This is a genomic window from Microvirga sp. HBU67558 (genome assembly GCF_018069605.1).
In the GTDB taxonomy this organism is placed as follows: Bacteria; Pseudomonadota; Alphaproteobacteria; order Rhizobiales; family Beijerinckiaceae; genus Microvirga; species Microvirga terrae.
On sequence record NZ_JAGPUP010000549.1, the window covers coordinates 41,526 to 61,088 of the forward strand.

Sequence of the window (19,563 nt, forward strand, 5' to 3'; positions counted from 1 at the left end):
TCTCTGTCCTGGCCCGATCTCACGATGGAATTGCGGCATCGCTTGGTCGGCGCGCGAGGAGTCTCTGATAGACGAGACCGATCCCGATGAGAACAAGCCCCAGGCCAATAAATGACAGGGCCCGCATGACTCCCTCCAGGTTGGACAGGTCGATGATGAAGACCTTCAGCACTGCCAGCACCAGGTAGATGGCCGAGACGAGCCGCGCGGGACGGCTGTTGAAGGCGAGGCCCAGGCCGAGCAGGAGGATGCCGATGACGAGGAGCGCCAGCGAGTAGCTCCATTGCTCGCCCTGCGTGAAGCCCTGCCAAAGGGCGAGCTGGGGACCGGCGGCGATCCGCCGGATCGCCAGTCCGACATAGGTCGAGAACAGGACGAGGCTCAGGACCGCCGAGGAGAGGCTGTAGAGGGGCGGCCGGGCGCGCCGCTCCACGAGGGCCAGGCCGGCGGCCAGGATGGCCGGCAGGAGATAGGCCGGGATGAGCGCGTTGAAGATCGGCCCTCCCGGGATCTCCTCCTCGGTCAGAAGGGGATTGGCCACGAGAAGGAGCCCGCCCGCGCAGAGAACCAGGGACAGGACCCGGAAGATCAGCGAACCCCAGCGATAGACCGGGTCGGCGTGCCGGACGTCGAGGCGCGTGAGGACGAGTGCGAAGACGAGGCTTTCTGTCGCAACGAGGCCGATCTCCAGAAGGTCGGTGGTCGCGGCCAGGGGATCTCCGGCCCGGAGCGCGTGGCGGATCTCGAAGAAGACCAGGAAGGCCGCGAACGCGATCCCGAGGCTCTCCGTGAGCTGCACGGTCCAGTCGCGGCCCGTTCGCTGGAGCAGGCGGCTCGCCGCCAGGAAGGCCAGGGCCGGAACACCGTAGCCCCAGAGGAGCCAGTTGATCAGGACCGGGCCGGGGTCGCCCCCGACGATGGTCGGGTCCCAGATCAGCCGTCCCAGGATGATCACCCCGATGGCCCCCACCGCGTAGCGCAGGGCCGGAATGGCGATCCTGTCGGCGATCCAGGCCGTGCCGAGGGCCGTCAGGGCGAAGGCCACCGTGAGCATGCCCTTGTCGAGCGCGAAGGTCAGGCCGAGCGCCAGACCCGCGAGCGCCGCCGAGGCCGTGGCGCCGAGGCCGAGGCGCAGGGCAGGCGCGTCCCCGGGGTTGCGGCGGATGAGCCATTGCGATGCCAGCACGAAGGCGAGCGCCAGGCCGTCGGCGACCAGGGCGAAGGACAGGCTCGGCTCGAAGTCGGTCACACGCCAATAGGCGGCGATGAGCGCCAGGAGCGGGCCGGCGGTCGCCGCTCCCGCGTACCAGGCCGCCGTGGCGAGGCGAAGACCGGGCGATCGCGCGAGCCGGACCAGCGAGGCTCCCGCGACGGCCGCCGGAGCCAGAAGGGCGAGCCCGAGAAAGGCCTCGACCGCGTGGGGCCGAACCGCGAAGGCGTCGCCCTCCTGATAGAAGAGGCTTTCCGGCGTCCCGCCGATCTCGGCTGCGATCGGCCAGACCAGGAGGGCGCCCGCGGCGGTCAGGGCCGCCCAGGCGGCCGCCGGCGCGGCGGCCGGGACGCGGATGCCGGTCGCCAGGAGGACGAGCCCGAGCGCGGCGACGAAGACCGGGCGGCCGTCGCCGACGATGACGGATCCCGATATGGCGATGCCGGCCAGGGCGAAGGCCAGGAGGATGCCGCTCGCGGGCCGGTCGATGCGGGCCTCCTGGTCGGGAACGTGCCGATAGGGGACGACCGCCAGGAAGGCGGCCGCGAGGCCGGTCTGGATCACGAGATGCACCATGGCCGGCAGGGCATCCGTCCCGTCCAGGATAAAGATGAGGAACGTCCAGGCGAGCACCCCGATGGGGGCGGCGAGCGCCAGCCAGCGCCAGACGCGCAGGCGCGCGACCCCGTAGGCCGGCAGCACCACGAAGGCGAGGTAGATCACGAGCGCCCAGGGCTGGGGCCTGTCGGAGGACACGAGAAGAGGGCTGCCCATTGCGCCGAGGAGCCCGAGGGCCGCGAGGATCGGACCATGCAGGGTCGCGGCGATCATGGTCAGCACCGCCACGAGGCCGAGGGTCACGAAGGTCGCGCCCGGTCCGATCAGACCGTAGAGGGCATAGGCCGCATAGGCCGACGCGAAGGCCGTGCAGGTGCCGGCCGCCGTCAGAATGGCCGGAACGTTGGCGGACGGAAGGCCCGGCAGCCTGAGATCCTGCTCCCGGCGGCGCAGCCATTCGCCCGCGCCGATCAGGAGAAGCGCGAAAAGCCCGCCCAGGGCGATCCGCGTCCCGGGGCTGAGCAGGTTCTGCTCGATGGAATAGCGCACGAGGAAGATGCCGCCGAACGCCAGGGCGACGCCGCCGACCCAGACGGCCCAGCGGGCGCCGAGCTTCTCTTCGAAGTCCCGTGTCTTTGCGGCGGGCTGCGGCGCTGCGGCCGGGATCGCCGGGACCGGGGCGGTTGTCGGAACGGGTTCCGGTGACGGGTCGGGTTCAGGCTCCGGCTCCGCGGGCTGTTCGACGGTCGGTTCCGGAACCGGAGCGTGATCGGCCGACGGAGCGCCTCCGCCCGCCCGTGCCTTGATCAGGCGCAACTCGCCTTCGAGAGCCGCGATGTGCTCTTGGAGAATGATAAGCTTCCTGCGGGCCGAGAGGCCGAGGACCAGCCCGGCGATGGCGCAGGCGGGAATGCTCAGAACCAGCAGAGCGAGCAGGACCATGTCGTCCAAGGGGCAGCCTCCGAGTCATCGGTCAGAGCATCGGATCGGATGCTCCCTTTCTTGGCCGGCGCATCGTTCAGGGTGGACCCGAAGGGCCGCGTCAGCGAAAACCGGATCCACTTTTCCACGCGATGCGCGAGCACGGCGACCGACCCAGGTGGAATCGGCTATCGGCAGCTAAGCTGTAACATGAAGGGTGTGCCCTCCATAGCCTCGGCGCCTCGGCCGATGGACCGGATCGCCTCGACCATGCGGCCCCGACGCCCGAGGAGATCATCGGCCAGGGCGACAAAGCGCGGGTTCGGCGTCGCGCTGGGGGAGGCCTCGCGCAAGGCGAGCGCGATCCCGGCTTCGTCCCGCTCGGGCGCCAGCGCGCAGGCCGCAATATAGGCGGCCGCGGTGGAGCGGCTGATTCCGGCCCAGCAATGAAAGACCAGAGGGCTCTCCCGGCCCCAGGCCTGCACGAAGCCGAGAATCCGCTCGATATGCTCGGCGGCCGGCAGGACATAGCCCTCCAGGGGCTCCACGATATCGCTGACCCCGATGAAGAGATGGCGCTCGGCCGCGATGCCGGCGGGACGCTCCACGGCGGCGCCGGCCCCCATGAGGCTCACCACATGGCTCGCGCGGGTCGCCGTCACGGTCTCGGTCAGGCGGGAAAGGGGGCAGACGTGCAGGGTCGGCATGGGGTGGGTTCTCGGAGGTGGCGGGCAGCCTTACACGATTCGGATCACGGCCATGAACTTAACACCGATGTCATTCCCGTTCGGCGGCCGCCGGGTGGATACCCTCACCGTCATGGCCGGGCTTGTCCCGGCCATCCCGATACGGAAAGGTACGGTGCTTCAACCAATCGGGATCACCGGCACAAGGCCGGTGATGACGCGAGTACGAGCGTTGAAGAATGCGGAAGCTACGGCTTCACCCCGCCAGCGCCATCGTCACCTTCTCGCTGTAACGGTCCTCCGCGTCCGCCACCGGCCAGGGCTCCAGCAGGGCGAGCACGGACCGGGGCAGGGGCTCGGGCCGGCCGAAGAGCTTGAGCGCCTCCTCGCGGGAAAAGCCCGCGAGATGGGTCGCCTCCAGGAAGGCCGCCTGGCGGTCGGCCTGCTTGATGAAGCGCTTGAGCGCCGCGGCCGGTTGGGCGGGCAGGCCGAAATGCAGATGGATCGCCCCGAGCAGCCCGGCCTCGATGGTCTTGTAGGCGTCGCCGATCACCGCCTTGAAGGGCGAGATGATATCGCCGATCACGTATTCCGGCGCGTCGTGGAGCAGCACCGCGAGGCGCCACTCGCGCGACATGTCCGGGTTCGTGTGGCTGGCGATGGCCTCGACGAGCAGGCTGTGCTGCGCGACGGAGAAGATGTGCCCGCCCACCGTCTGTCCGTTCCAGCGGGCCACGCGGGCAAGCCCGTGGGCGATGTCGTCGAGCTCGACGTCGAGGGGCGAGGGGTCGAGCAGGTTGAGGCGGCGGCCGGAGAGCATCCGCTGCCAGACGCGGGGTTCCTTGCCCATCAGAGTGTCCCGGCGAGGTCCGCGCATTCCGCGTGGCGATAGCAGCCGGTGAGATGGTCGTTCGTCATGCCGACCGCCTGCATGAAGGCGTAGACGATGGTGGGGCCGACGAAGTTGAAGCCCTCCTTCTTCAGAGCCTTCGAGATCTTGCGCGAGACCTCGGTCTCCGTCGGCACATCGCGGCGGGTCTTCGCATTGGTCTGGACCGGCTGCCCGTCGACGAAATCCCACAGGAAGCGCGAGAAGCCGCCGCGCTCCTGGATCACCAGCCAAGCGCGGGCGCCGGCGATCGTCGCCTCGATCTTGGCGCGGTTGCGCACGATGCCGGTCTCGAGCATCAGCGCCTCGACCTGCGCCTGGTCGAACCGGGCGATCACCGCCGGATCGAAGCCCGCGAAGGCGCGGCGGAAATTCTCGCGCTTGCGCAGGATCGTGATCCAGGACAGGCCCGCCTGGAAGCCGTCGAGAATGAGCTTCTCGAACAGGGCCCGGTCGTCGCGTTCCGGCACGCCCCATTCCGTGTCGTGATAGGCGACGTAGAAGGGGTCGGTTCCGGGCCACCAGCAGCGGGTCTTGTGATCGGGATGCAGGATCAGTCCGTCGGTCATGGAACGTGTGTAGCGGGGCTGCAGGGAAACGGGAAGACGGGCAGGGGCAATTCATCCCACATGTCATCGCCGGGCTTGTGCCGGTAAAGACGGCGAGGGTGTCGTCCCCGGCCCGCTTTTCAGAACTCCTCAGGAGGAGGACAGCGGCTTGCGGTAACAGACGATCCGCTCCGTCTCCTCGAATCCCAGGGCTTCGTGCATGCCGTGCGAGGCCGTGTTGGCGAGCAGGGCATCGGAGGCGAACTCGCGGCAGCCGTGCCGCCGCGCCCAAGCCTCGACGGCGCGGCAGAGCAGGCGGGCGAGCCCCCGGTGGCGGTGTTCCGGTTCCACGTAGATGCCTTCGAGGAACGCCACGGGCGAGGTGCTGCAGCCGTTCACGTAGTCATGGCGCAGGGCGGCCTCGGCAAAGCCCGCCGCCGTGCCGTCGGGCAGGCGGACGAGAAAGGCGGCGGCCTTCTTCTGCTCCCAGAGCATGGCCTGCGCGTCGGAGAGATGGTCCTGCACCGGAGCTTCCGGCCAGAGGGCGTGGCGCATGACGGCCCATTCCTCCAGGGAGTGGAGGGCGCAGGGCTCGATCCTCGGGCCGGTGCCGTCATTCACGCGGCCGGGCTCCCCGCGCGTCGACCAGCTCCGCCATTCGGTTCGAGGCATCGTCCGCGGACAGGCGCAGGCCCGCCGACACGCCGAGCCGGTCGGCCTCGGAGCGGTTCTGGCTCACCTTCCACTTGCCCTCGATCCGGGTGATCTCGATCTCGATGCCGACGATGCCCTTGAGCTGGGCGGCCACGAAGGGGGCGGGGGCATCGCCGACGCTCCAGGGCTCCGGCCGCGGCGCTTCCTGCAGGTCGGTCATGGCGCCGATCTGCCGCCGCAGCCAGTCCGGATCGTCCCTGATGATGAGCCGGCCGCGGGCCTGCACGATGGCGTAGTTCCAGGTCGGCACCACCTTGCCGTGCTCGCGCTTGGCCGCATACCAGGACGGCGTGATGTAGGTCTCGGGGCCCTGAAAGATCACGAGGGCCTCCTGGTCGGGGTCGAAGGTCCGCCACTGGGGATTGGCGCGGGACAGATGAGCCTTGAGGGTTCCTCGCGCAGAGGCCGAGGCGTCCAGCACGAAGGGAATGGGATTGGCTTCGAGCCCCTCGCTGCCGAACGTCACCAGAAGGCCGAGAGGATGGGCCTTGATGAGAGCGTGTTGAACCGCGAGATCGTCCTCGCGGAAATGCGGCGGCTGGTACATGGCATTCCCGATGGAGCAGGCCGGGAATGTTAGCGATTCAGGCCGGACAGGACCAATCAAAAATCCCGATGCTCTCCATCACGCCGGACGATGGGCGTCAGCCGAGCGTGCGGAGCGCCCGCAGCTTGTCGGCGAGCTCGGTCCAGCGGTAGGGCTTGCTGATGAACGACACGCCCGCGCCAAGGCCGTCGGAGGGCAGGGCCGACATCGGATACCCCGAGGCGAGCAGGATCTTGAGATCGGGCCGCATCTCGCGGGCCCGTCGCGACAGCTCGACCCCGTTCATCCCGTTGGGCATGATCACGTCGCTGAACAGGACGTCGATGGACGGGTCATCCTCGAGCACCTTGAGCGCCTCGTTGGCGTCGGTCGCCGTCACCACGTCGTAGCCGAGGCTGTCGAAGATGTCGCTCGCGACCTCCAGGACGGCCGGCTCGTCCTCGACGATCAGCACGGTCCCGGCGCTGTCCCGGGCCGGACGCTCCGTCTCGTCCTCCTCATCGGGCACCTCGTCGCCGCTTTCCTGGGCCGGCAGCAGCATGGTGACCTTGGTGCCCTGGCCGGGGGTGCTGTCGATCTTGATCGCGCCGCCCGACTGCGTCACGAAGCCATAGACCTGGCTCAGTCCCAGGCCCGTGCCCTTGCCGATCTCCTTGGTGGTGAAGAAGGGCTCGAACACGCGCTCGACGATGTCCGGCGTCATGCCTGTTCCGGTGTCCTGCACGGCGATCGAGACGTACTGGCCCGGCGGCAGGTTCGACGCTGCCGCTTCCTGCTCGCCGAGGGTGGCGTTTCCCGTCATGATCTTGATGGAGCCGCCCTTCGGCATCGCGTCGCGCGCGTTGACGATGAGGTTGAGCAGCGCGGACTCGAATTGAGGCGCGTCGACCGAGACCCATCGGGTCCGCTGAGGCAGCGAGAGCTGCAGCCGGATCATCTCGCCGCAGGCTCGCCGCAGAACCGACTCGAAGCCCTCGATGAGCGTGTTCGGATTGTGCGCATCGGGCTGCAAGGGCTGGCGGCGGGAGAAGGCGAGCAATTGCTGGGTGAGCTTGGCGCCACGTTCGGCCGCGCGCTGCGCACTCTCGATCAGCTTGACGTCGCGCGGATCGCGCGCGTTGCGCGTCAGGAGATCGAGGTTGTTGACGATGATCGTCAGAAGGTTGTTGAAGTCATGCGCGACGCCGCCCGTGAGCTGGCCGACGGCCTCCATCTTCTGGGCCTGGAAAAGGGCCAGCTGCGTCGCTTCGAGCGCCTCCTGCGTCGCTCGGCGTTCCGTGATGTCGCGGGTGATCTTGGCATAGCCGATCAGCTCGCCCCGGTCGTTCCGGATTGGATCGATGACGACGTTGGCCCAGAACCGGGTGCCGTCCTTGCGCACCCGCCAGCCTTCCGCTTCGAACTTGCCCTCGCGGGCGGCGGTTTCCAAAGCGCGGCGCGGCAGCTCGGTCGCCCGGTCCTCGTCCGTGTAGAAGCGCGAGAAATGCTCGCCGATGATCTCGCTCTCCGCATAGCCCTTGATGCGCTGGGCGCCTGGATTCCAGTTCGTCACGCGGCCCTGGGGGTCGAGCATGTAGATGGCATAGTCGGTCACGCCCTGGACCAGCAGGCGGAAGCGCTCCTCGCTCTCCTTCAGGGCCTCCTGGGCCAGCTTTCTCTCGGTGAGGTCGCGGGTGATCTTGGCGTAGCCGATCAGCTCCCCGTGCGGGCTGCGGATCGGGTCGATGACCACATGCGCCCAGAACCGGGTGCCGTCCTTGCGCACCCGCCAGCCTTCCGCCTCGAACTTGCCCTCGCGGGCGGCGGTTTCCAAAGCGCGGCGCGGCAGCTCGGTCGCCCTGTCCTCGTCCGTGTAGAAGCGCGAGAAATGCTCGCCGATGATCTCGCTTTCCACATAGCCTTTGAAACGCTGGGCGCCTGGATTCCAGCTGATCACGACACCGGTCGGGTCGAGCATGTAGATGGCGTAATCCGTGACGGCGTCGACGAGGAGTTGAAAGCGACCCTCCGACGACGTCCTATGACCAGGCACTGCATTCATCCAGAAAATTCCCCGACAGGACCGTCCGCGTTTCTTTGGCGCATGATCAGGCCCAGTGGTCTATAACCCCGATGGGTCCCGGTGGTTCCTCGAAACCGGCTAGAACTTAAGGCGCAGGGCCGGCTTCGCCCGGGAAGGGAAAGCGGATCCAGGCCGGTTTCTCGAGCTGCACCGGGATGCCGCCGGCCCGGATGGTTTCGCCCGCTTGCAGCGCGTCGGCCGCCCGGTCGAGGCGGATCATCAGAAGGCCGCGGCCCTCGGCGCCGGTCCCGGTTCGGCCCAGGGCTTTCTCCCCGGCCGTGACCTCAACGCCCACATCCGCCGCGAAGCCGCCTTCGTAGAGGGCCGGCACGATCCTGGTCCGGGCCGTGCCCCGGTGCTGCATGCGCGAGACGACCTCCTGGCCCACATAGCAGCCCTTGTCGAAATCCACCCCCTGGAGCTGGTCCATCAGGGCCTCGTGCGGGAAGGCATCGCCGAACAGGAAGTCGCGGCCGCCCTCGGGGACGCCGAGCGCGATGCGGTGCGCGTGATACGCCTCCGCCGCATCCCGGCCGAACTCCGCCGCATCCTGGGCCGCCACGATGGCGCGCCAGCCGAGATCCGGCAGGCGCGGGTCGTCGACCACGAGGCCGGCCTCCTCGTCCGGCTTCGGAGCGTCCCAGCCCGCCACGACGGCCAGCGAATCGGACAGGTCCTCGATCGCCACCTTCGCCCGCAGCTTGTAGAAGCCGAGCCGCTTGGCGAGATCCGGGGCGTGGACCTTCAGCACGTCGAGGTAATAGGCGCCGCCGATCTCCTGCGGGGCCTGGAACACGAGAAAATCGAACAGGATCTTGCCCTGGGGCGTCAGCAGGGCGCCGAGGCGGGCGATGTGCGCCGACACACGGTCCAGATCGCACGTGATGAGGTTGTCGAGAAAACTCTTGGCGTCCTCGCCCGAAACCCTTACCACGCCCCGGTCGGCCAGATGGACTGACGGCATGTGCCCGCTCTCCTTGCTCTTCCAGGCGTGACATATGCCCGTTCCGCAGCGGCCTCAAGGGATGAGATTGCCATGCCCCAGACCTTCGACCTGATCCTCAAAGGCGGCATCGTCGTGAACCACGACGGACGCGTGGAGCGCGACATCGGCGTGCGCGACGGGCGGATCGCCGCCATCGGCGACCTGTCGCAGGCCTCCGCGGCCAGGGAGATCGAATGCCGGGGCCTGCACATCCTGCCCGGCGTGATTGACAGCCAGGTGCATTTCCGCGAGCCCGGCCTCGACCACAAGGAGGATCTCGAATCCGGCTCCCGCGCCGCCGTCATGGGCGGCGTCACGGCGGTGTTCGAGATGCCCAACACGGATCCGCAGACCACGACCCCGGAGGCGCTCGCCGACAAGGTGCGGCGCGGCCATCACCGCATGCATTGCGACTTCGCCTTCTGGGTCGGCGGCACGCACGAGAACGCCGCCGACGTGCCGGAACTCGAGCGCCTGCCGGGCGCCGCCGGCATCAAGGTGTTCATGGGCTCGTCCACCGGGTCGCTTCTCGTCGAGGACGACGAGGGCATCGCCAGCATCCTGCGGCGCACCCGCCGCCGCGCCGCGTTCCATTCCGAGGACGAGGCGATGCTGCGCGAGCGCAAGGGGCTTCGCGTGGAGGGCGACCCGCGCTCGCATCCGGTCTGGCGCTCGGCCGAGGTGGCGCTCGCCTGCACGCGGCGCCTCGTGCGCATCTCGCGCGAGACGGGCGCGCGCATCCACGTGCTGCATATCACGACGGCCGAGGAGATGGCGCTTCTCAAGGACCACAAGGACCTTGTGACCGCGGAGGTCACGCCCCATCACCTGACGCTCGTCGGGCCGGAGGATTACGAGCGCCTCGGCACCTACATCCAGATGAACCCTCCCGTGCGCGACGACTTGCATCGCGCGGCGCTCTGGCAGGGCCTCGACGAGGGCGTCGCGGACGTTCTCGGCTCCGACCACGCGCCGCATACGCGCGAGGAGAAGGACAAGACCTATCCCAACACGCCGTCCGGCATGACCGGCGTGCAGACCCTCGTGCCGATCATGCTCGACCACGTGAATGCCAGCAGGCTCACGCTCGAGCGCTTCGTCGATCTCACCAGCGCCGGACCCAAGCGCCTCTTCGGCATCGCCAACAAGGGCCGCATCGCGGTGGGCTACGATGCCGATTTCACGATCGTCGATCTCAAGCGCACCGAGACGATCACCAACGCCTGGATCGCCTCCAAGTGCGGCTGGACGCCCTATGACGGCAAGAAGGTGACGGGCTGGCCCGTCGGCACGGTCGTGCGCGGCAATGTGGTGATGTGGGACGGCTCGCTCGAGACGCCCTCGCAGGGCGAGGTGGTGCGGTTCGAGGAGACGATGGGTTCGTGATGCGTCGGGGATGACACTCTTGCCGTTCAAGCCGTCGGCTGCCGGCTCCGAACCAGATCGGAGTGAGCTTTTTGACTTCCCGCCAACCCGCTGTTCTTCCTGACACCCTCCACGTCCTGGCCCCCTCCGCACAGCATGGCCGTCTCCGGACTTGATCAGGGGATCAGTCCCGGCCATCCCGGCCAGGAGAGCGCGGCGCTTCACAGTAGCGGGATCACCGGCACAAGGCCGGTGATGACGTGCAGGGTGATCGTCCGATGTGCGCTACACGCTCTGCGTAGCATCACCGGGACAAGCCCGGCCATGACGGGAAAGGTTTCACTCAGACTGAACCACGCCGGATCTCCTTCCGCAGGATGGGATCAGCAGCACGGCGTTCGATGAGCCGATGTCTCTCGGGTGGGATTCTTGAGGGGCCGCGCCCTCAATGCTTCAGCGCACCCACCATGGAGAATGCGCCACTGCGGATCTTGTCGACGAGCGTCGATGCATATTCCGCAACGGCATCTTCGCCATAGGTGGCGACGAGTTCGGTAAAGGCCGCGAAGAGGGCGGCCTGCGCCATGCAGTCGCCGTCGAGCCCGTCGAGCTCGGCCTCGGCGAAGGCCTCGGTCACATAGCTCAGGGCCGCCTGCTTGAGGGCGCTGAGTTCGGGCAGCTCGGTGAGAGGGACGTCGTTGTCGTTCATGATCCAGGCCCCTTCGAGGGGCGGCGCGCGAGTTCGGTTGAGTCGTTTCTAGACGTCGCGCCGGCCCGCCGCCAGCATCACCTTGCAAGGAGGTTAACGCGAGGGGGGCATTTCCGAAAAATGTGGATAAGAGGCATCCCTGCAACACCCGTTCCGCGTCCTCTGGATCCTTCGTTGTCATCACCGGGCTCGTCCCGGTGATCCCGACCGGAAGGTCGCAGAGCCAAGAACAATCCGGATGGCCGGGATACGCCCGGCCATGACACGGGGTGTCGCTACGAGAGACGTGCGGCGCCTTGCTCTCACCCGCCGTAGCGGCCGGTGATGTTGCGGGCGAGCTGTTCGCCCTCGCTCAGGAACCGAACGGACGCCTCCTGGGCCGACGGCGTGCAGACCCGGTAGGTGAGGGCATAGGCCTGGTAGCCCTTGTTGTAGGCCCCGGCCAGGCGTTCGCGGCGGCCAGGCGTGGTCCCTTCCGCCTCGAGCAGAACCTGCATGCGCCGGTTCCATTCCGAACCATCGGGGGCGCTGCAGAGGGGGCGCAGCATGGCAAGGGAGCCCATGATCTCGGCGAGCCGCAGCAATTCCTTCTCGTAGGGGGCGGCCGGTGGCTCGACCGTCGGGGCGGGCTCCGCCTGCTGCTGCGGCGCCGATTGCTGAGTGGCGGCCGGCCTCTGCGATTGCTGCGGCTGGGGACGCCGCTGCTGCTGCGGCTGGGGCTGCGGGCGGAACTGGGGCTGGGATTGCGGCACGGGCCGGTACTGCGGCGGCGGAACGGGCTGGCCCGGCTGCGGCCGCGGCGGCAGGCCGAACAGCCGCTCGAAGAAGCCCTGGGCCGTGGCCGGCTGAGGCACTGCGAGCCACAGGGCCGGAACGACGAGGAGCAGGCCCGCGCGTCTCATGGCGTTGAATCCTGGCGGGCGAGCCGGAAGGCCTGTTCCAGTATTCCGGTGAGCCCTGCCGTCATCGGCAGATCGGCGATGTCCCGTTCCGTGACCCAACGGATTTCCTTTGCTTCCGGACCTGTCTGAGGTTCGCCCGAAACCCAGCGGGCGGCGTGGGCGGCGATGACGACGTGATGCTTTATATGGCCTTTCTCGTCCCTTTCAATGAATTCCACCGGGGCGATCAGACCGATAAGCTTGGCCTCAACCCCGACCTCCTCGCGAAGTTCCCGAAGCGCCGCCTCGCCCAGGGTCTCCCCGGTGTCGACCATGCCGCCGGGCAGGGAGAACAATCCCTCGCTCGGGGGCTTGCCCCGGGCGGCGAGCAGGATGCGCCCGTCCCGGATCACCGCCACGGAGGCGGCGAGGATCGGGCGGGACGGGTAGAGGCGGTCTGAGGTCATGGGGAGGAGATCCGGGCCGAGGAATCGTCCGCCGCCACATAGCGGGCCCGCGGCCGGATGAGGGCCGCCTGGCTGCGCTGCTCGATGGCGTGGGCGAGCCACCCGGCCGTGCGTCCGATGGCGAAGACCGTAAACGCAGCCCCGACCGGCAGTCCATAGGCGCGCTCCATCATGACGAGGGCCATATCGACGCTGGGAGTGCTCCCGCCGGCCGCGATGGCCCTGAGGGTCGTGGCGTCCGAGGCGAGCAGCGGCACGTTCTCCAGGAGAGCCTTCGCGCGGGGATCGCCGTCCGGATAGAGGCGATGCCCGAAGGCCGGCCGAGGTGTCGTCCCGGGATTGTCGAGGAAGGCCCTGACCCGTTCCGTCATTCCCCCGTGATACGGGCCGCTCAGGGTGACGAGACCGGCGATGACCGCGTGGCGCAGGGACGCGCCCGTGGAGGCCGCGACCCGGACCGCGAAGGCCGACGAGCTGAGCTCGTGGTCGGCGCACAGCACGAGGGCGCGCCGGATCGTGTCGGCGGCCTGTGGAGAAGCCCCCCAGGCCCGGGCCAGGTGCGCGTGCAGGGGTTCGGCGCCCGGATCGCCACCGGCGGCAGCCGCCACGAGGCGCAGGATCGCCGCGACCTCCGTGGCCCGGGTCTCCCTGAGGGCCGGCTCGGCCAGAAGGCGAACGGCCTGCGCCACGAAGGCGTGGAGGCCGATGACCGGGCCGCCCAGGGGCATTGGGATTTGGGACGTATGGTGAAAGGCATCGTCATCCAGCGCGCCGATCAGGAGGCGCGCAATGTCCTCGAGGGTGGCGGTCCGGGAGAGCGCGACGGCGTCCTGTCCCCGATAGAACAGGCGTCCGTCGGTGATCTGCGTGATGCCCGTCTCCAGAACCGGCAGCCCCCAGTCGAGCGCGGTCGCTGCCGCGACGGCGGGGCGGCGGAAGCGGACCTTGCGCTCGGCCAGCGTTTCCACGTCCTCGACGGAGTAGAGGCGCTGCCGCGGATCATGCGGCGACGCGAAGGAGCGGATCAGGCCCCGGCTCACATAGGCATAGAGGCTCGCCCGGCTGATGCCGAGGCGGGACGAGGCCTCGCCGGCGGATGCGAGATCGAGGGAGCGGGTATCCATATGTTGATATGTTGATTCAAGATTGACCCAAGAGCAAGACCGGCGCGAAGTTCTCCTGCAGCAAGGAGAAAGAGCATGAGTATCGGACTTGACGACGTGGTGGCGGCCGAGACCGTTCTCAGCCATGTGGATGGCAAGGCGGGCCGTCTGATCATAGGCGGGTACGATCTGGAGGAACTGGCCGGTCGCGTGTCCTTCGAGGATGTGGTCGCCATGCTCTGGACCGGCCTGGTGCCGGACATCGCCGCCGATCCCCGGGCGCTGCTCGGCCGGGCGCGGGCACGGGCCTGGGGTCATCTGGCGCCGCTGGCTCCCCGGCTGGCCGGTCTCACGCCCATCGAGGGCATGCGGCTGCTCCTGTCGGGCCTGCCCGACGCGGAGGAGGGCCATCCAGCCCTGGCGGTCGGTGCGGCGGGCGTCGCGGCGGCCATGGCCGTGCGGGGTGCGCAGGGCCTTGCGCCGGTGGAGCCGGATGCGTCCGCCCCTCATGCGGCCGACATCCTGCGCATGATGCGCGACGCGCCAGGAGCGCCCGACGAGGCGCAGGCCCTCGACACCTATCTCGTGACGGTGATCGACCACGGGCTCAACGCCTCGACCTTCACGGCCCGGGTGGTGGCCTCGACGCAGGCCGGCATTCTGTCCGCCGTCGTGGCCGGGCTGTGCGCCCTCAAGGGGCCCCTGCATGGCGGGGCACCCGGTCCGGTGCTCGACATGCTCGACGCCATCGGGTCGCTCGAGAACGCGGATGCTTGGCTCGACGATGCCATGGCCCGAGGCGAGCGTCTCATGGGCTTCGGCCACCGGATCTACCGGGTGCGCGACCCGCGGGCGGATGTGCTCAAAGGCGCCGTCGGTCGGCTGAAGGGCCGGCACAACCGCATCGCCTTCGCGGAGGCCGTGGAGGCCGCGGCCCTCAGAGCCCTTGAGCGCCGCAAGCCCGGACGCCGACTCGACACCAACGTGGAGTTCTACACCGCCGTCCTGCTCGACGCCCTCGGGGTCCCGCGCGAAGGGTTCACGCCGCTCTTCGCCGCCGGGCGTACGGCCGGCTGGGTGGCGCACGCCATCGAGCAGAGCCGCACCGGCCGCATCATCCGGCCGCAGTCGCGCTATGTCGGGACCTGGCCCGCCCAGGCGGCGTGAACGGGGCCTACTCCGTAGGCTCTTCCGGGCGCTGCGCCAGGCACGGGTCGAGGACGATGAAGTCGGCATTGGGCCGGCCGTAGCCGCCCGCGACCGTCACCACGTCACCGACCTTCATGTCGTTGGTCTGATACGTGACGCAGAGCACCTTCGGATCGGTCCCGCTGCCGCACAGGCCCAGATAGGCAAGCGTGCCGTCGAAATGCACGAGGGCGAGCGGGCCCGTCACGCTGAAGTCGACCCGGGTCGCGCCTGTCTCCCGATCCTTGGTCAGCTCCCGGACCTCGTGGCATTGCGCGCGGTAGGAGGGCTGCATGTCGGGATCGGCGAAGGGGTTCTTCTCTGGCGCCTCCTGGGCCTGTGCCGGCTGCATCGCGCCGAAGAGCAGCACGGCCATGACGGCCTGCATCGGGCTTCGTGCTGGATGCCGCAGGTGCATGGATCTCCCGTCCAGCGCATCGTGCGAAAAAGTGGATCCGGTTGCCCGCATGAACGATGCGCTCTTCAATGAGGTTGGAGCATCGGACCCAAAAGTGGGTCCACTTTTGGGTCCGATGCTCTAGACGTGCTGGCCGCCGTTGATGTGGAGCTCCGCGCCGTTCACGTAGGAGCTCGCCTCCGTGCAGAGGAAATAGATCGCCTTGGCCACCTCGTCGGGCGTTCCCAGGCGCCGCATCGGCAGCTGCTCGACGATCTTCTCCGTCCCGGGCGAAAGAATCGCGGTGTCGATCTCGCCGGGCGAGATGGCGTTGACGCGCACGCCCAGGGGGCCGAAATCGGCCGCCATCTCGCGGGTCAGCGCCGCGAGCGCCGCCTTGGACGTGGCGTAGGCCGCGCCCGCGAACGGATGCACCCGGGAGCCCGCGATGGAGGTCACGTTGACCACCGAGCCCTTGGCCTTGGTGAGTTCGTCCTGCAGGCCGCGGGCCAGCATGATCGAGGCGAAGAAATTGACCTGGAAGACCCGCAGCCAATCCTCGTAGCGGGTGTCGAGGGTGCCGAGCCGGGATCCGCCTCCGCCCTTGGGGGAAATGCCGGCGTTGTTGACCAGCGCATGCAGGCACCCGCCTTCGGCGGCGAGCCGCTCCTTGACCTCCGCGATGGCCCGGCGGGTGTCCTGGGCGTCGGCCAGGTCGACCTGGAGGTGGTCCTCCGGCCCCATCTCCCACGGGCAGTTTTCCGGAAAGCCGTGCCGCGAGCAGGTGATGACCCGCCACCCGGCCGCGGAGAAGCGCTTGACGGTGGCATGCCCGATGCCGCGGCTGGCGCCGGTGAGCAGCATGATGCGGCGGGAATTGCTGGGGGAGGACATCTGGGTTTCTCGCGTGGGAGGGCCTGGACCCTTATCCCGGTTCAGGATCGGGGTCCATGCCGCTCGATGAGATCAGGGATACAGGCGCACCTTGCGCCACCCGTCGCCGTCGCGGGTGAAGACGACCCGGTCGTGGAGCCGGAACGGCTTGTCCTGCCAGAACTCGATCGACACCGGCGCGATGCGGAAGCCTGTCCAGTGGGGCGGGCGGGGCACCTCGCCGATGGCGTATTTGGCCGTGTTGAGCGCCACCGCCTTCTCGAGGGCGAAGCGGCTCTCCAGCGGGCGCGACTGCTGGCTCGCCCAGGCGCCGATGCGGCTGTCGCGCGGGCGGCTCTGGAAATACGCGTCGGCCTCCTCGTCGCTCACCAGGGTCACCGGGCCGCGGGCCCGCACTTGGCGGCGCAGGCTCTTCCAGTGCAAGACGAGCGCCGCCTTCCTCTGGCCCAGGAGCTCCTGACCCTTGTTCGATTCCGTGTTGGTGTAGAACACGAAGCCGTCGGCGTCGAAGCTCTTGAGGAGCACCATGCGGACATTCGGCAGCCCGGTCTCGTCGACGGTCGCCAGCGCCATGGCGTTGGGATCGTTCGGCTCCGAAGCCTCGGCTTCCGCCATCCAGGCCTTGAAGAGCGCGAAGGGCTCTTCGGATTCAGTGAAGTCACCGGTTATTAACGGGTTCAATGCTTATCTCGTTCTGTGACTTTAGGTTCTGGGGGGACCCGACGCGTGACGCGGATCAATGCGCGCCGTTATAGATCAGATGCTGTCCGGAGCGAAGCCATCAAGCTGCTGGCCGTGGGCCTGATCGCCCTGTCCACGGGCGCATGCAGCTTCTCCTTCGGTCTGTCCGCCCTGGACGACGAGGGGCCCAAATCCACCGGCGCCCTCGCGGCCAAGGCGGTCACTCCCCTGTCGGCCGATCTCGACGAGGAGGATTGGCGCCGGGCCAAGGCGGCCCTGGCGGTCGCTCTCGATCCGCAGGGGCCGGGCACGCTGGTGTCCTGGGACAACCCCGCCACCGGCATGAAGGGCAATTTCACCCCGATGGGCGCGCCCTTCGTGAAGAACGACGAGATCTGCCGCACCTTCTCGGCCCATCTGAGCGGTCCGTCCTCCGCCTCCCTGAACGGAACGGCCTGCCGGCCTTCGGGCGGCGAATGGGCGATCAAGGACGTCAAGCCGATCAAGGCCCAGGCCAAGGTCTGACCTTGGCAAGGTAAAGCTGTCAGCGGCCGAGGCGTTGCAAACGGGCAACACTTCGCCCATATGACCGTCAAACCCGTTGAGCTCCAGCGCATCGCACGGAAAAGTGGATCCGGTTTTCCGCCCCGAACGATGCGCGGGCTCAGAGGATGAGCATCGGAATGGATCCCAAAAGTGCCAGTCCACTTTTGGGTCCGATGCTCTAGGCTCCCCATCCGACGGTTCATGGATTCACGATGCGAAACCCCTACGACGTTCTAGGCGTATCCCGCTCCGCGAGCGAAGCGGAGATCAAGAAGGCGTTCCGCAAGCTCGCCAAGACCTACCATCCCGACAGCAACAAGGACGATCCCAAGGCGAAGGACAAGTTCGCCGAGGCGAACTCGGCCTACGAAATCCTCGGCGACGCCCAGAAGCGTGCCCAGTTCGACCGGGGCGAGATCGACGCGGAGGGCAAGCCGCGCTTCCAGGGCTTCGAGGGCTTCGGCGGCGGGCGCGGCGGGGCGCGGTCGGAAGATTTTTCCGGGTTCAGCGGCTTTTCCGGGTTCGGCGGCGGCTCGCGCCGGTCGAGCCGGAGCACCTTCGGGGCTGATCTCGGGGACGACGTCTTCTCCCAGTTCTTCGCCGATGCCTTCCGTTCAGGCGGCGAGGGCACCCGGCAGGGCCGCGCCCGGTCGCAAAAGGGCGAGGATGTCTCCGCCACCCTGACCGTGACCCTGGAGGAGGTCGCCCAGGAGGCCAAGAAGCGCATCCGGCTCTCCACCGGGCGCGACGTGGACGTGGTGATCCCGAAGGGCGTCAGCGACGGCCAGGTGATCCGCCTGCGCGGCCTCGGCCAGGGCGCGCCCGGCATCGATCCCGGCGATGCGCTGCTCACCATCGCGTTCGCGCCCCATGAGCGCTTCACCCCGGACGGGTCCGATCTGCGCCTGCGCCTGCCGGTCGAGATCGAGGAGGCGGTCCTCGGCGGTCCCGTGCGGGTGCCGACCCTGACCGGATCGGTGGAGATGAAGATCCCGCCCATGACGAATTCGGGCCGCACCTTCCGCCTGCGCGGCAAGGGCCTGCCCACCAAGACCGGGCACGGCGACCTGCTCGTGACGACGGAGATCAGGCTGCCCGAGGTGGTGGACGAGGACCTGATGGATTACGCCCGCAAGCGACGCTCGGAGAAGGCCAAGTAGGGGCTGACGTCACCCTGTTGCGTCATGGCCGGGCTTGTTCCGGCCATCCCGATCCCGTGAGGCTCCGGCACAAGCCCGGTGATGACGCGGTGTGGAGGCCCGAGGGACAGCACAAGCCGACCGGATCGTCTCAAGCCGCATCAAGAGGTCTTCCCCCCTGACGCCGCGTCGGCTAAAGAGGCCGTTCTTTCTTGACCTGTCCAGCGACGATCTAGGTGAATCATGGCGGAGACAAAGGCCACCGGCATCCTGGCCGGTAAGCGTGGCTTGGTGATGGGCGTGGCGAACAACCGTTCGATCGCGTGGGGCATTGCCCAGGCTGCCCACCAGCACGGAGCGGAACTCGCCTTCACCTATCAGGGCGATGCCCTGAAGAAGCGTGTCGAGCCTCTGGCGCGGGAGCTCGACGCCCATGTGGTCGGCCATTGCGACGTGACGGACGGCGCCACGATCGACGCGGTGTTCGAGGAGGTGAAGCGCCTCTGGGGCTCCATCGACTTCGTCATCCACTGCATCGCCTTCTCGGACAAGGACGAGCTCACCGGCCGCTACGTGGAGACGTCCGAGGGCAATTTCACCAAGTCGCTCCTGATCTCCTGCTATTCCTTCACGGCCATCGCCCAGCGGGCCGAGAAGCTGATGAACGACGGCGGCTCGCTCCTGACGCTCACCTATTACGGCGCCGAGAAGTGGATGCCGCACTACAACGTCATGGGCGTGGCGAAGGCCGCTCTCGAGGCGTCGGTGCGCTATCTGGCGGCCGATCTCGGTCCGAAGAACATCCGCGTCAACGCCATCTCGGCCGGTCCGATCAAGACCCTCGCGGCCTCCGGCATCGGCGACTTCCGCTACATTCTCAAGTGGAACGAGTACAACTCGCCGCTGCGCCGCACGGTCACCATCGAGGAGGTCGGCGAGACCGCCGCCTATCTCGTATCCGACATGTCGCGCGGCATGACCGGCGAGATCCTCCATGTCGACGCCGGCTACCACGTGGTCGGCATGAAGAATCCTGAAGCGCCGGACTTGTCCCTCGACAAGGACTAACCTCG

Annotated in this window: 20 protein-coding genes; 5 read left to right on the top strand and 15 right to left on the bottom strand. The window is 68.2% G+C overall.

All coding sequences use genetic code 11. The annotated features are described in order from the left end of the window. Positions 1-19 precede the first annotated feature (19 nt). The 8 genes from KBI52_RS23635 to KBI52_RS23670 all read right to left on the bottom strand — a co-directional run bounded on the left by KBI52_RS23635 (position 20) and on the right by KBI52_RS23670 (position 9,099). A complete protein-coding gene (locus KBI52_RS23635) occupies positions 20-2,710 on the bottom strand; it encodes a DUF2339 domain-containing protein (protein WP_247654607.1) in 2,691 nt (896 codons plus the stop codon). A 167-nt stretch (positions 2,711-2,877) separates the two neighbouring features. Next, a complete protein-coding gene (locus KBI52_RS23640) occupies positions 2,878-3,396 on the bottom strand; it encodes a tyrosine phosphatase family protein (protein WP_210811943.1) in 519 nt (172 codons plus the stop codon). Between the two features lie 235 nt (positions 3,397-3,631). Beyond that, positions 3,632-4,225: a YfbR-like 5'-deoxynucleotidase gene (locus KBI52_RS23645; RefSeq protein ID WP_173946722.1), complete on the bottom strand. Its 594-nt coding sequence runs from the start codon at positions 4,223-4,225 to the stop codon at positions 3,632-3,634. After that, a complete protein-coding gene (locus KBI52_RS23650; protein WP_210811944.1) occupies positions 4,225-4,833 on the bottom strand; it encodes a DNA-3-methyladenine glycosylase I in 609 nt (202 codons plus the stop codon). The genes KBI52_RS23645 and KBI52_RS23650 overlap by 1 nt, the downstream gene beginning before the upstream one ends. Positions 4,834-4,962: 129 nt before the next feature. Then, entirely contained in the window at positions 4,963-5,433 is a 471-nt protein-coding gene (gene aac(6'), locus KBI52_RS23655; RefSeq protein ID WP_262265534.1) for an aminoglycoside 6'-N-acetyltransferase, read from the bottom strand. Further along, complete coding sequence (locus KBI52_RS23660) at positions 5,426-6,073, bottom strand: FMN-binding negative transcriptional regulator (RefSeq protein WP_210811946.1); 648 nt, start codon at positions 6,071-6,073, stop codon at positions 5,426-5,428. Before KBI52_RS23660 ends, aac(6') begins: the two co-directional genes overlap by 8 nt. A gap of 97 nt (positions 6,074-6,170) precedes the next feature. Continuing rightward, on the bottom strand, positions 6,171-8,114 hold the full coding sequence (locus KBI52_RS23665) for a PAS domain-containing sensor histidine kinase (protein ID WP_210811947.1): 1,944 nt from the start codon (positions 8,112-8,114) through the stop codon (positions 6,171-6,173). 106 nt (positions 8,115-8,220) lie between these two features. Continuing rightward, on the bottom strand, positions 8,221-9,099 hold the full coding sequence (locus tag KBI52_RS23670; RefSeq protein WP_210811948.1) for a folate-binding protein YgfZ: 879 nt from the start codon (positions 9,097-9,099) through the stop codon (positions 8,221-8,223). A 72-nt stretch (positions 9,100-9,171) separates the two neighbouring features. Here KBI52_RS23670 and KBI52_RS23675 point away from each other — a divergent pair, with 72 nt between their 5' ends. Beyond that, a complete protein-coding gene (locus KBI52_RS23675; RefSeq protein ID WP_210811949.1) occupies positions 9,172-10,506 on the top strand; it encodes a dihydroorotase in 1,335 nt (444 codons plus the stop codon). A 424-nt stretch (positions 10,507-10,930) separates the two neighbouring features. Here KBI52_RS23675 and KBI52_RS23680 read toward each other — a convergent pair whose 3' ends face one another. From KBI52_RS23680 to KBI52_RS23695, 4 genes are all read right to left on the bottom strand, one after another. Next, positions 10,931-11,194 (bottom strand): hypothetical protein, encoded by a 264-nt coding sequence (locus KBI52_RS23680; protein ID WP_051455320.1) that lies wholly within the window; start codon positions 11,192-11,194, stop codon positions 10,931-10,933. A gap of 302 nt (positions 11,195-11,496) precedes the next feature. Continuing rightward, entirely contained in the window at positions 11,497-12,096 is a 600-nt protein-coding gene (locus KBI52_RS23685) for a TIGR02301 family protein (RefSeq protein WP_247654598.1), read from the bottom strand. Continuing rightward, positions 12,093-12,542, bottom strand: coding sequence for an NUDIX hydrolase (locus KBI52_RS23690; RefSeq protein WP_210811950.1), 450 nt, complete (start codon positions 12,540-12,542; stop codon positions 12,093-12,095). The genes KBI52_RS23685 and KBI52_RS23690 overlap by 4 nt, the downstream gene beginning before the upstream one ends. Continuing rightward, positions 12,539-13,666 carry a citrate/2-methylcitrate synthase gene (locus KBI52_RS23695; RefSeq protein WP_210811951.1) on the bottom strand — a complete coding sequence of 376 codons (1,128 nt, stop codon included), beginning with the start codon at positions 13,664-13,666 and terminating at the stop codon, positions 12,539-12,541. Before KBI52_RS23695 ends, KBI52_RS23690 begins: the two co-directional genes overlap by 4 nt. Before the next feature lie 75 nt (positions 13,667-13,741). On the opposite strand from KBI52_RS23695, the gene KBI52_RS23700 reads away from it, so the two are divergent. Beyond that, positions 13,742-14,812: a citrate synthase gene (locus tag KBI52_RS23700; RefSeq protein ID WP_210811952.1), complete on the top strand. Its 1,071-nt coding sequence runs from the start codon at positions 13,742-13,744 to the stop codon at positions 14,810-14,812. A 7-nt stretch (positions 14,813-14,819) separates the two neighbouring features. On the opposite strand, the gene KBI52_RS23705 is transcribed toward KBI52_RS23700, so the two are convergent. From KBI52_RS23705 to pdxH, 3 genes are all read right to left on the bottom strand, one after another. Next, entirely contained in the window at positions 14,820-15,251 is a 432-nt protein-coding gene (locus KBI52_RS23705) for a hypothetical protein (RefSeq protein ID WP_210811953.1), read from the bottom strand. Positions 15,252-15,371: 120 nt separating this feature from the next. Continuing rightward, complete coding sequence (locus tag KBI52_RS23710; RefSeq protein WP_371823206.1) at positions 15,372-16,094, bottom strand: SDR family NAD(P)-dependent oxidoreductase; 723 nt, start codon at positions 16,092-16,094, stop codon at positions 15,372-15,374. 102 nt (positions 16,095-16,196) lie between these two features. After that, complete coding sequence (gene pdxH, locus KBI52_RS23715; protein ID WP_210811955.1) at positions 16,197-16,805, bottom strand: pyridoxamine 5'-phosphate oxidase; 609 nt, start codon at positions 16,803-16,805, stop codon at positions 16,197-16,199. 45 nt (positions 16,806-16,850) lie between these two features. Between pdxH and KBI52_RS23720 the strand changes: the two genes are divergently transcribed. The 3 genes from KBI52_RS23720 (at position 16,851) to fabI (ending at position 19,558) form a co-directional block, all read left to right on the top strand. Further along, complete coding sequence (locus KBI52_RS23720) at positions 16,851-17,330, top strand: RT0821/Lpp0805 family surface protein (RefSeq protein ID WP_262265533.1); 480 nt, start codon at positions 16,851-16,853, stop codon at positions 17,328-17,330. Positions 17,331-17,563: 233 nt separating this feature from the next. After that, positions 17,564-18,511 carry a DnaJ C-terminal domain-containing protein gene (locus tag KBI52_RS23725; protein WP_173946135.1) on the top strand — a complete coding sequence of 316 codons (948 nt, stop codon included), beginning with the start codon at positions 17,564-17,566 and terminating at the stop codon, positions 18,509-18,511. A 222-nt stretch (positions 18,512-18,733) separates the two neighbouring features. Then, positions 18,734-19,558 (top strand): enoyl-ACP reductase FabI, encoded by an 825-nt coding sequence (gene fabI / locus KBI52_RS23730; protein WP_173946134.1) that lies wholly within the window; start codon positions 18,734-18,736, stop codon positions 19,556-19,558. Positions 19,559-19,563: the final 5 nt, after the last annotated feature.